The organism is Streptomyces sp. 8L (assembly GCF_020176795.1).
Lineage (GTDB): Bacteria > Actinomycetota > Actinomycetes > Streptomycetales > Streptomycetaceae > Streptomyces.
In genome coordinates, this window is record NZ_JAIUKE010000307.1 from 1 (window position 1) to 11,083 (window position 11,083).

At 73.5% G+C, this 11,083-nt stretch carries 9 protein-coding genes and 1 pseudogene; 7 read left to right on the forward strand and 3 right to left on the reverse strand.

Annotated features, from left to right (window positions below; genetic code table 11):
* Positions 1-281 precede the first annotated feature (281 nt).
* The 6 genes from LCE31_RS23920 (at position 282) to LCE31_RS23945 (ending at position 6,811) form a co-directional block, all read left to right on the forward strand.
* Complete coding sequence (locus tag LCE31_RS23920) at positions 282-1,613, forward strand: glycosyltransferase family 4 protein (protein ID WP_225017472.1); 1,332 nt, start codon at positions 282-284, stop codon at positions 1,611-1,613.
* A gap of 254 nt (positions 1,614-1,867) precedes the next feature.
* Positions 1,868-2,599, forward strand: coding sequence for a class I SAM-dependent methyltransferase (locus tag LCE31_RS23925; RefSeq protein WP_225017458.1), 732 nt, complete (start codon positions 1,868-1,870; stop codon positions 2,597-2,599).
* Positions 2,600-2,609: 10 nt separating this feature from the next.
* Positions 2,610-3,692 carry a prenyltransferase gene (locus tag LCE31_RS23930; RefSeq protein ID WP_225017474.1) on the forward strand — a complete coding sequence of 361 codons (1,083 nt, stop codon included), beginning with the start codon at positions 2,610-2,612 and terminating at the stop codon, positions 3,690-3,692.
* 205 nt (positions 3,693-3,897) lie between these two features.
* Positions 3,898-4,191 (forward strand): hypothetical protein, encoded by a 294-nt coding sequence (locus LCE31_RS23935; RefSeq protein WP_225017460.1) that lies wholly within the window; start codon positions 3,898-3,900, stop codon positions 4,189-4,191.
* Positions 4,192-4,387: 196 nt separating this feature from the next.
* Entirely contained in the window at positions 4,388-5,947 is a 1,560-nt protein-coding gene (locus LCE31_RS23940) for a sialate:H+ symport family MFS transporter (protein ID WP_225017462.1), read from the forward strand.
* Between the two features lie 60 nt (positions 5,948-6,007).
* Positions 6,008-6,811 carry a maleylpyruvate isomerase N-terminal domain-containing protein gene (locus tag LCE31_RS23945; RefSeq protein WP_225017464.1) on the forward strand — a complete coding sequence of 268 codons (804 nt, stop codon included), beginning with the start codon at positions 6,008-6,010 and terminating at the stop codon, positions 6,809-6,811.
* A gap of 175 nt (positions 6,812-6,986) precedes the next feature.
* On the opposite strand, the gene LCE31_RS23950 is transcribed toward LCE31_RS23945, so the two are convergent.
* From LCE31_RS23950 to LCE31_RS23960, 3 genes and pseudogenes are all read right to left on the reverse strand, one after another.
* Positions 6,987-7,730 (reverse strand): hypothetical protein, encoded by a 744-nt coding sequence (locus LCE31_RS23950; protein WP_225017466.1) that lies wholly within the window; start codon positions 7,728-7,730, stop codon positions 6,987-6,989.
* 106 nt (positions 7,731-7,836) lie between these two features.
* Positions 7,837-8,790 (reverse strand): N-acetylmuramoyl-L-alanine amidase, encoded by a 954-nt coding sequence (locus tag LCE31_RS23955; protein WP_225017468.1) that lies wholly within the window; start codon positions 8,788-8,790, stop codon positions 7,837-7,839.
* Positions 8,791-8,822: 32 nt separating this feature from the next.
* Positions 8,823-8,927: pseudogene (locus LCE31_RS23960) on the reverse strand (class I SAM-dependent methyltransferase); the annotation flags it as partial.
* A gap of 306 nt (positions 8,928-9,233) precedes the next feature.
* On the opposite strand from LCE31_RS23960, the gene gatB reads away from it, so the two are divergent.
* Positions 9,234-10,742: an Asp-tRNA(Asn)/Glu-tRNA(Gln) amidotransferase subunit GatB gene (gene gatB, locus LCE31_RS23965; protein WP_225017470.1), complete on the forward strand. Its 1,509-nt coding sequence runs from the start codon at positions 9,234-9,236 to the stop codon at positions 10,740-10,742.
* Positions 10,743-11,083 lie beyond the last annotated feature (341 nt).

Genomic DNA, 11,083 nt, shown 5'->3' on the forward strand with positions numbered 1-11,083 from the left:
GGGGGCGCGGCCCGGGCGCGGGGGGAGGGGCAGGGGGAAGCGCAGGGCGGGGCCGCGTGGCGGGAATCACCTGATCCGACGGCTTCCCGCCCGCTACCAGCCGGTAGATTCGGAGGCTGTCGTCGGCCCGCCGTGACTTGTCCGTGCTCGCCGCGGCCGGTTACGCTCCGTCGGCACGTTAAGTCGACAAAGAGCCGGGTGGGAAGGGTGCGGGAGTGACCGCTGGAGCCACGGAGTCCCCTGCCTCGCCGGATTCGTCCGGGCCGCCCGCGCCGGCGCGCGTGCCCGGCTCCCCCGCGGCGTCCGCGGAGCAGCCGGGCGGCCTCCGGCCCGGCGACCCCGAGGGCCCCCTGCGTATCGCACTGCTCAGCTACAAGGGGAATCCGTTCTGCGGCGGCCAGGGTGTCTACGTCCGCCACCTCTCCCGCGAACTCGCCCGGCTCGGCCACCGGGTGGAGGTCATCGGCGCCCAGCCCTACCCCGTACTGGACGAGGCCGACGGCGTGACGCTCACCGAACTGCCGAGCCTCGACCTCTACCGGCAGCCCGACCCGTTCCGCACGCCCGGGCCCGGCGAGTACCGCGACTGGGTCGACGCCCTCGAAGTCGCCACCATGTGGACGGGCGGCTTCCCCGAGCCGCTCACCTTCTCGCTGCGCGCCCGCCGCCATCTCGCCGCCCGCGCCGGGCAGTTCGACGTCGTGCACGACAACCAGACCCTCGGCTACGGCCTGCTGGGCGACCTCGGCGCGCCGCTCGTCACCACGATCCACCACCCCATCACCGTCGACCGGCGGCTCGACCTCGACGCCGCGCCCGACTGGCGCAAACGGTTCTCCGTGCGCCGCTGGTACGGCTTCACCCGCATGCAGAAGCGGGTGGCGCGCCGGCTTCCGTCCGTCGTGACGGTCTCCGGCTCCTCGAAGCGGGAGATAGCCGAGGACCTGCGCGTGCCCGCCCGCCGTATCCACGTCGTCCACATCGGCGCGGACACCGGGCTGTTCTCGCCCGACCCCGCCGTGCCCGAGGTGCTGGGCCGCATCGTCACCACCTCAAGCGCCGACGTGCCGCTCAAGGGACTCGTCCATCTGGTGGAGGCGCTCGCCAAGGTGCGCACCGAGAACCCGGCCGCGCACCTCGTCGTCGTCGGAAAGCGCGCCGACGACGGGCCGGTGGCACGGGCCATCGCCCGCTACGGCCTCGCGGACGCCGTCGAGTTCGTCAAGGGCATCTCGGACGCCGAACTGGTCGACCTGGTGCGCGGCGCCCAGATCGCCTGCGTCCCCTCGCTGTACGAGGGGTTCTCGCTGCCCGCCGCCGAGGCCATGGCCACCGGCACCCCGCTCGTCGCCACCACCGGCGGCGCGATCCCCGAGGTCGCGGGCGCGGACGGGGAGACCTGCCTCGCCGTGCCGCCGGGCGACTCCGGCGCCCTCGCCGCCGCGCTCGGCAGACTGCTCGGCGACCCGGACCTGCGGGCCAGACTCGGCGCGGCCGGCCGCGCCCGTGTCCTCGCCCGGTTCACCTGGGCGAGAGCCGCCGAGGGCACCGTGGAGCTGTACCGCGAGGCGATCGAGCGGGACGGACGGCGCCCCCGTACCCCCGTCGGCTAGCCGCATCGCCGCGAGCGCACCGGACCAGCCGTATCCCACCGCACGACCCTGAACCAGCCGAGTCTCACCGCACCACCCTGAACCAGCCGTACCGCACCGACAGCACCACCGTGAACAAGCCGAATCTCACCGCACCACCCTGAACAGCCGTATCGACCGCACCGCCCTGAACCAGCCGCAAGACCCCGCGGCACCCCGTCACACCGCACCGTCGCATCACACCGAACCGCCTCCGACCGCGAAAGCAGGCCCCCGTGCTGACCGTGGACTTCACCCGCTTCCCGCTCGCCGCGGGCGACCGCGTGCTCGACCTGGGCTGCGGCGCGGGCCGGCACGCCTTCGAGTGCTACCGGCGCGGAGCCCGCGTCGTCGCCCTCGACCGCAACGGCGAGGAGATCCGCGAGGTCGCCCGCTGGTTCGCCGCCATGCGCGAGGCGGGGGAGGCGCCCGAGGGCGCGAGCGCCACCGCCATGGAGGGCGACGCGCTCAACCTCCCCTTCCCCGACGAGTCGTTCGACGTCGTCATCATCTCCGAGGTGATGGAGCACATCCACGACGACAAGGGCGTGCTCGCCGAGATGGTGCGGGTCCTGCGCCCCGGCGGCCGGATCGCCGTCACGGTGCCCCGCTACGGCCCCGAGAAGGTGTGCTGGGCGCTGTCCGACGCCTACCACGAGGTCGAGGGCGGCCACATCCGCATCTACAAGGCCGACGAACTCCTCGGCCGTATCAGGGAGGCCGGCCTCAAGCCGTACGGCAGCCACCACGCGCACGCCCTGCACGCGCCCTACTGGTGGCTCAAGTGCGCCATGGGCGTCGACAACGACAAGGCGCTCCCGGTGCGCGCCTACCACAAGCTGCTCGTCTGGGACATCATGAAGAAGCCCTTCGCCACCACAGCGGCCGAGCGGCTCCTCAACCCCGTGATCGGAAAGAGCTTCGTGGCGTACGCGACCAAGCCCCGTCCCGCCGCGGGCGTGGAGTGACCCGGTGACCCTGTCGAGCGCCGAGCCCGGACGCAGTGAACACCTCGTGCTGCCCGGGATACTGACGGAGGATCAGGCGATACGCACCGTGGCGGGCATCCTCGCGGTGCAGCGCCCCGACGGCGCGATCCCCTGGTTCCGCGGCCACCACCTGGACCCCTGGGACCATGTGGAGGCCGCCATGGCGCTCGACGCGGCGGGCGAGCACGAGGCGGCCGCCCTGGCGTACGCCTGGCTCGCCGCCCACCAGAACGACGACGGCTCCTGGTACGCGGCCTACCAGGACGGGGAGAGCGGCCAGCTCCCTTGCGAGAAGCACCGCGAGACCAACTTCTGCGCGTATCCCGCCGTCGGCGTCTGGCACCACTACCTGGCCACGGGTGACGACACGTTCCTCGACGCGATGTGGCCCGTCGTGCGCTCCGCGATCGAGTACGTCCTGCGGCTGGCGCGGCCCGGCGGGCAGATCGGCTGGAAGCGGGAGGCGGACGGCACGCCCGTCAACGACGCGCTGCTGACCGGGTGTTCTTCGGTGTACCACGCGCTGCGGTGCGCGCTCGCCCTCGCGGCGGAGCGCGAGGAGCCGCAGCCCGGGTGGGAACTGGCCGCGGGCGCGCTCGGCCACGCGGTCCGCGCCCACCCCGAGAGGTTCCTCGACAAGAGCCGGTACTCGATGGACTGGTACTACCCCGTCCTCGGCGGCGCGTTGACCGGAGCCGACGCCAAGTCCCGTATCGAGGAGGGCTGGGACACCTTCGTCGTACCCGGCCTCGGCGTGCGGTGTGTGGTGCCCAACCCCTGGGTCACCGGCGGTGAGAGCTGCGAACTCGCCCTCGCCCTCTGGGTGATGGGCGAGTCCGGGCGCGCGCTCGACATCCTCAGGTCCGTCCGCCATCTGCGGGACACCGACGGCATGTACTGGACGGGGTACGTCTTCGAGGGCGACAAGGCCTTCTGGCCGCGCGAACGCACCACATGGACCGCGGCGTCGCTGCTGCTCGCGGTCGCCGCGCTCGGTGGCGACGAGGCGACCACCGCGGTCTTCGGCGGCGAGCGGCTGCCACGCGGAATCGAACCGGACTGCTGCGGTTAGAACGGCCGCCGCGGCGGGGCGCGTTCCCTGATGCGAGTGCGGCTGCCGCAGTGGGGAGCGATCGCCGGGGCCACCGCGGTCGCCGGGTGTGGTGCGGCCCTCGCGGGCAGGGCGCGCGAGGCGGCCCTGCCGCGGCCGGGGACCCTGGCGCAGGCGATCCCCAACTGCCCGGTTTCACAGGCTCACAAGAGGCAACACGCCTGTCATGGCCACACATTCGCGCAGTGGGAACCGTTCCGCGGCGACGATCATCATTGTCGTCGCCGACATCATGGCCCTCATCCTGGGTCTGTGGGTCCTCATGTACCTGCTGAACGCCAACCGGGCCAACGATCTGGTGAACTTCATCCAGAACGCGGCACGTTGGCTCGCCGGCTGGTCCTACGACCTGTTCACCTTCCATGACGCATGGGCCCGGGTCGTGGCGGGCTACGGCCTGGCGGCCGTGGTCTACCTGTTCGTGGGCCACGGGCTCGCCAACCGGCTCCGCCGCCTCTGACGCCGGGCGGCACACACACCGTCCCTGCCCGCCGCCGGGCCGGGCCTCCTGGTCCGTGCCCGGCTGCCACGGCATCCGGACCACCCCCTCACCTGCGCCTTTCGCGCACACGCTTGCACCCGTGCCGCGTCGGGGTTAACTTGCAGGGCCAGGACATGGGACATCCTATGTCTCACGGCTCCCGGGAGGTTCCGCCGTGGCGACGACGCCGTCAGCCGCCCCCGCCCACCCGCCGTCGTTCCGCGGGCTCACCGGAGCGCAGCGCAGGGCGTTCTTCGCCGCGTGGCTGGGCTATCTGCTGGACGGGCTCGACTTCGTCCTGATCACCCTGGTACTCACCGAGGTCGCGCAGAGCTTCCACCTGGATCTCGCGAAGGCGTCCACACTGGTCTCGGCGGCCTTCGTGTCCCGTTGGCTCGGCGGCCTCGTACTGGGCGCCGTCGGCGACCGGTTCGGCCGCAAGCCCGCGATGATCATCGCCATCGTCGCGTTCTCCGTCGGCAGCGCGTTGTGCGGCTTCGCCTGGGGCTACTGGTCGCTGTTCGCCTTCCGGGCCGTCGTCGGTCTCGGCATGGCGGGGGAGTACGGGTCGAGCGCGACGTACGTGATGGAGTCCTGGCCCGCGTCGATGCGCAACCGCGCGACCGGCTACCTGCTCTCCGCGTACCCCGTCGGCGGCATCGTCGCCGCGCAGGCGTACCGGGTGATCGTGCCGGAGGCGGGCTGGCGCTGGCTGTTCTACCTGGGCATCGTGCCGGTCCTGCTCAGCCTCTACCTCCGCCGCTCGCTGCCCGAGGCCGAGGAGTGGCAGCGCGAGGTCGGGGACCGGCCGGACGTCGCCACCACCTCGTCGGTGCTGCTCGCGCCCCGGCGGCGGCCGTGGAACGCCCTGCTCGCCGCGGCGCTCGCGGCGGTGCTCGTCGTGCTGTTCAGCGAGAACGCCGGCGGCGCGGGCCCCTGGCTCAGCGCGCTCGCCGTCCTCGCGTTCGTCGCGTTCAGTGTCCAGATCGCGGGACGGCTCTGGCCGGTGATGGTCGCGGTCATGGCCGCCACGTTCTGCGCGTTCCTGTACTCCTGGCCGATCGCCTCGCTGCTGCCCACCTACCTCAAGACCGACCTCGGATACGACGCGGGGCAGGTGTCCAATGCACTGACCTGGGCCGGCCTCGGCTACGCGGTCGGCTCCTGCCTGGCAGGCCTGGTGGGCGACCGGCTCGGCACCCGGCGCGCCTACGTCTGCGGGCTGGTCCTCTCGCTGGTGTTCCTCTTCCCGGTGTTCGCGCTGGGCCGGGGGAGCAGTGTGATCCTGCTGTGGGTCCTGCTGTTCGCGATGCAGGCCACCAGCCAGGGCATCTCGGGCCTGCTGCCGAAGTACATCGCCGACCACTTCCCGACCCGCGTACGGGCGGCCGGACTCGGCTTCTCGTACAACGTCGGCGCGCTCGGCGGCGCGGTGGCCCCGCTCGCGGGCGCGTCGATCGCCACGAGCATCGGCCTCGGGAAGGCGCTCGCCCTGCTCGCCGGGGTGCTGACCGTGGTGGTCGCGCTCATCATCGGTTTCGACGTACCGGCCCGGATCGGCCGGGCGCTGTCCGCCGCCCCGGACGCGCCCGTACTCGCGGGCGCACCGCCCGGAACACCGGACACGGGGACCGGACGGGAGGCCGGGGAGGACACCGGCGGCGGCAGGAGCGGCGCGGCGACCCGGCCGGACACCGACGGCACGAGCGGAGCACCGGGCGGCAGCCCGCGCTGAGCGGCGGTGGGAGCCCCGCGGCACGGCAGAGGCCCAACGGCGGCCGGGTTAGGGTCGCGTATGACTCTTCTGTCCCACGGACGCTACTGCGACGAGATCATCGGTCAGGCGGACGCGCTGTGCGCGCTGCTCGACGGCGCAGGGCCCAGCGCGCTCGGGCGTCGTGTGCCGACCTGCCCCGACTGGGACGCCGGGCAACTCGTGCGGCATGTGGGGGAGGTGCTGTGCTGGGTCCGGCACATCGTGGAAGAGCGCGCGCGGGAGGACGTGTCCGTGCATGACGTGCCCGGCGCCCAGGGCCCCGAAGACCCGCGCGAGCTGACCGCCTGGCTGGCCCGGAGCGCGCGCCTGGTCGCGGGCGCGCTGCGCGAGGCGGGCCCCGACGTGCCGGTCTGGAGCTGGGCGTGGGAGGCGACCACCGGGTTCTGGGCGCGGCGCATGTGCCACGAGGTGGCGGTCCACCGGGCGGACGCCGTGTCCTCGCAGCGCGTCGGGGACGCCCCGCCGGGCGCGTACGGGTACCGGCTCGATCCCGCGGTCGCCGCCGACGCGCTCGACGAGTGGCTGCGAATCGTGGAGTTCGCGGTGGCCGCCGAAGGCGCCCCGAGACCGCCCGCCGGGGTGGGCGGCACACTCCACCTGCACGCCACGGACGTGGCGGACGCCGAGTGGCTGATCGAGATCGGCGGGCAGGACTTCCGGTGGCGCCGCGCCCACGAGAGGGCGGACACGGCCGTACGCGCTCCGCTCACCGCGCTGCTGCTGGCGTCGGTGCGCCGACTGCCCGTTCAGGGACCGGAGTTCGTGGTCATCGGTGACCGCCCGCTGCTGGACTTCTGGCTGGACACCGCCAGGTTCGACTGACCGGAGGCACCGGAGGCACGGGAGGCACGGGAGGCACGGGAGGCACGGGAGGCACCGGAGACACCGGAGGCCCGGGAGACGCCTCGCGCCGGGCCCGCCGACCCGGGGCGCGGGACATGAGTCAGGGCCCCCGCCTGCCGGCAAGGGCCCTCACCCGGTCGTTGAGGCCGACGGTTCAGCCGCGCTGGATGCCCGTGGTGTCCTGCAGGACGCCCCTGCGGCCGTCCTGCGTCTGCGCCACGAGGCCGGCGCCCCGCTGCTCGACCGCCAGGTACCAGGTGCCGGGGGCGAGTTCGGCGATGGGCGACGGCGAGCCGTCCTCCCCGTACAGCGGCCGGGCGACCGGCACAGCGAACCAGAACGCCGCGAACTCCGGCGCCGGGGTGCCGGGCGCGGGCGTGCCGTACGCGGGCCCCTGCGCGCCGTAGGGCGCCTGCCCGCCGCCCGGGTACCCGTAGCCCGCGCCGACCGGCCCGTACTGCTGGGCCTGGGGCTTCGGGGCGGGGACGAGCGGGCCCTGGAGAGCCGGCAGCAGCGGTGTGCCGACCGCACCGAACACCAGGACCAGCGTGGCGATGAAACCGAGCACGAGGCCCGCGCCGCGGCTGACGCCGGCGCCGCCGTCGAAGTCGATGATCGTCCACAGCGCGGTCCACGCGGCGAAGACGGTGAAGGCGATGCCGAACTGCCGGAGGTCGAGCCCGAGGATCGTGCGGGGCTGCGCCGACGAGCGGGACACCACGATCAGCGCCGCACCGATGACACCGCCCAGGTACATGCTCATCGCGAGCCCGAGGTTGTCCCACGCGTTCGACCCGAAACCACCGGCCGTGACCACGTCGAGGAACGACGCGATGAACAGCAACAGCGCTGCCCCGATCACCACGCCGTCGCCTCGCATGAGAGAGCGGATGTTCACGTAAAAGTCCTTCGTCAGTCGTCTCTTCGGGGGCGGGCGGGGAAGGCACCCCGAGCGTGACCACGAATGTATCGCCCGAACGGCTGCCGCGTCCGCCCGCCGGAATCTACTCCAGGTACCTGTCGATGCCCTCGGTGATGCCCTGCGCGGCCTTCTGACGCCACTTCGCGCTGGTCAGCAGCGCGGCGTCCTTCGGGTCCCGCATGTTGCCGCACTCGATGAAGACCTTGGGAACGGTCGACAGGTTGAGCCCGCCCAGGTCGGTCCTGGTGTCCAACCCGGTGCCCCGCCCTATGTAGTTGGAGCGCGCGCTGCCGGTGACCCGCTGGAACGCGTCCCGCAGGTCCGTGCCCAGCCGCCGCGACGGCGCCACGATCTTCGCGTTGTCCGCACCGCCCTCGTCCACCCGCCCCGGCAGGATGACGTGGAAGCCGCGCCTGCCGACGGGGGCGCCGTCCGCGTGGATCGACAGCGCCACGTCGGCCTTCGCCCTGTTGCCCGCCTCGGCGCGCTCCGTGACGCACGGGCCCCACGGCCGGTCGCCGTCGTAGGTCAGGACGACCTTGGCGCCCTGCGCCGTGAGCAGCGCCCGCAGCCGGTGCGCCACGTCGAGGTTGAAGTCGGCCTCCGAGTAGCCGGAGTCCGTCGACGTGCCGGTGGTGTCGCACTCCTTGCTGCCGTTGCCCACCTTCACCTGCTTGTTGATCTCGGCGGTGTGCTGGTGGTTGTGCGGGTTGTGCCCGGGGTCCACGGCGACGACCCTGCCCGCGAGCGGCTTTGACGCGCCGCCACTCGCGCTGGCTGCCGGGGCGCCCGGCGACGCCGACGCGTGTCCGGGCGCCGGGGCGGTGGTGCGGCCCGTACCGGCGGCGGCAGCGGACGAGCCGGAGCCCTGGCACCCGGTGAGCGCGCAGGTCGCGAGGGCCGCGAGCGCGAGCGCGGGACCCGCAGCCCGCCACCGGCGGGCCGCGGCGGACGGGTGCGGGCCCCCGGGGCGGGCCGGTGGGCGCGGCCGACCGGAGCCGGACCGCTGGGGGCGCGGGTTCTGGTGGTGAGGCACCCGCGCGATGGTAGTGGGGCGCACGGCGGCCGTCAGATGCCGTGTCCGATACGCCGTAGTACGCGCAGCGAGCGCGTGACGGACGTCTCCTCGAACGCGCCGGACGCCAGCGCCCGCAGGTAGATCCGGTACGGCGGGGGGGGGGGGGGGGGGGGGGGGGGGGGGGGGGGGGGGGGGGGCCCCCCCCCCCCCCCCCCCCGGCCCCACCATCCGAAGGGAGTGCCACGTGATCGTCCGTACCGGGACCCACGGCTCCGGGCCGTCCGCCGAAGCCGGCCCCCGGCCCCGCGTGCGCTCCCGCACGGTGCCCGCCCCGGGGGGCCCCGGCGGGGGGGGGGGCCCCGCGGGGGCGCCCCCCCCCCCCCCGCCGGCGCCGGCCGGCCGGCACCGATGAAGCACTGACCGGCACCGATGAAGCACTTGAAGAGGAAGAAGTAGTAGCTGTGACCGTCATTGACCTGGTGTCGTACGAGGACGCCCTCGCGACCTACGACCCCGTCATGGGCCTTGAGGTCCACGTCGAGCTCGGTACGAAGACCAAGATGTTCTGCGGCTGCTCCACCGAGCTGGGGGCGCCCGCCAACGCGCAGACCTGCCCGACCTGCCTCGGCCTGCCGGGGGCGCTGCCCGTGGTCAACGCGGTCGGCGTGGAGTCCGCGATCAGGATCGGCCTCGCGCTGAACTGCGAGATCGCCGAGTGGTGCCGCTTCGCCCGGAAGAACTACTTCTACCCGGACATGCCGAAGAACTTCCAGACCTCCCAGTACGACGAGCCCATCGCCTTCAACGGCTACCTGGACGTCCAGCTGGAGGACGGCGAGACCTTCCGTGTGGAGATCGAGCGCGCCCACATGGAGGAGGACACCGGCAAGTCGACCCACATCGGCGGCGCGACGGGCCGCATCCACGGTGCCTCGCACTCGCTGCTCGACTACAACCGGGCCGGCATCCCGCTGATCGAGATCGTCACCAAGCCCATCGAGGGCGCGGGCGAGCGGGCCCCCGAGGTCGCGCGCGCCTACGTGGCGGAGCTGCGCGAGCTCATCAAGACGCTCGGCGTGTCCGAGGCCCGCATGGAGATGGGCCAGATGCGCTGCGACGTGAACCTGTCGCTGCGGCCCCGCGGCCGGGAGAAGTTCGGCACGCGCTCCGAGACGAAGAACGTCAACTCGCTGCGCAGTGTCGAGCGCGCCGCCCGCTTCGAGATCCAGCGGCACGCCGCGGTGCTCTCGTCCGGCGGCACGATCCTCCAGGAGACCCGCCACTTCCACGAGGAGGACGGCTCCACCACCTCGGGCCGGATCAAGGAGGAGGCCGAGGACTACCGGTACTTCCCCGAGCCCGACCTGGTGCCGGTCGCCCCGTCCCGCGAGTGGGTCGAGGAGATCCGCTCGTCGCTGCCCGAGCTGCCGCGCGTACGGCGCAACCGGCTGCGCGAGGAGTGGGGGGTGTCCGAGCACGACATGCAGTCCATCCTCAACGCGGGCGCCATCGACCCGATCGTCGCCACGATCGACGCAGGAGCCCCCGCCGACCAGGCCCGCAAGTGGTGGATGGGCGAGCTGGCGCGCAACGCCAACGAGACCGGCCGCGCGCTGGACGAGCTGCCGATCACGCCCGCGCAGGTCGCCCGCGTCACCGAACTCGTCGCGGCCGGCGACCTCAACGACAAGCTGGCCCGGCAGGTCATCGACGGCGTGCTCGCCGGCGAGGGCGACCCGGACGCGGTGGTCGAGAAGCGCGGCCTGAAGGTCGTCTCCGACGACGGCGCGCTCGGCTCGGCCGTGGACGAGGCCATCGCGGGCAACGCGGGCGTCGTGGAGAAGATCAGGGGCGGCAAGACCGCCGCGGTCGGCGCGCTCGTCGGCGCCGTGATGAAGGCGACGCGCGGCCAGGCGGACGCGGCCCGCGCGCGCGAGCTGATCCTGGAGAAGCTGGGTGTCGAGGCCTGACCGGTCGGACCTCGCCACCCGGACGGGTCCGGCACCCGGCCCGGCAGCCCGGCCCGGCGGAGTGTGCACCGGGAAGGAAGAGCCGGACACCGAGCCGGGCACCACGGGTTCCGTAGGACGAGTCCAGTAGTACGCATGTGGTAGTACGAGCACGTTGTACGTGCGTGGCAGTGCGCAGGGGGCAGTACGCACGCGCGCGTGCGGCGGTACGCACGCAGGAGTACGAGCTCGTGGGGGGGGGGGGCCGGGCACGTGCCCGGCCGCCGCCCGCGCCGCGCCGCCCCCCCCCCCCCGCCCCCCCCGCGGGGGGGCCCCCCCGCCGCCGGGGGGCGGGGGCCCCC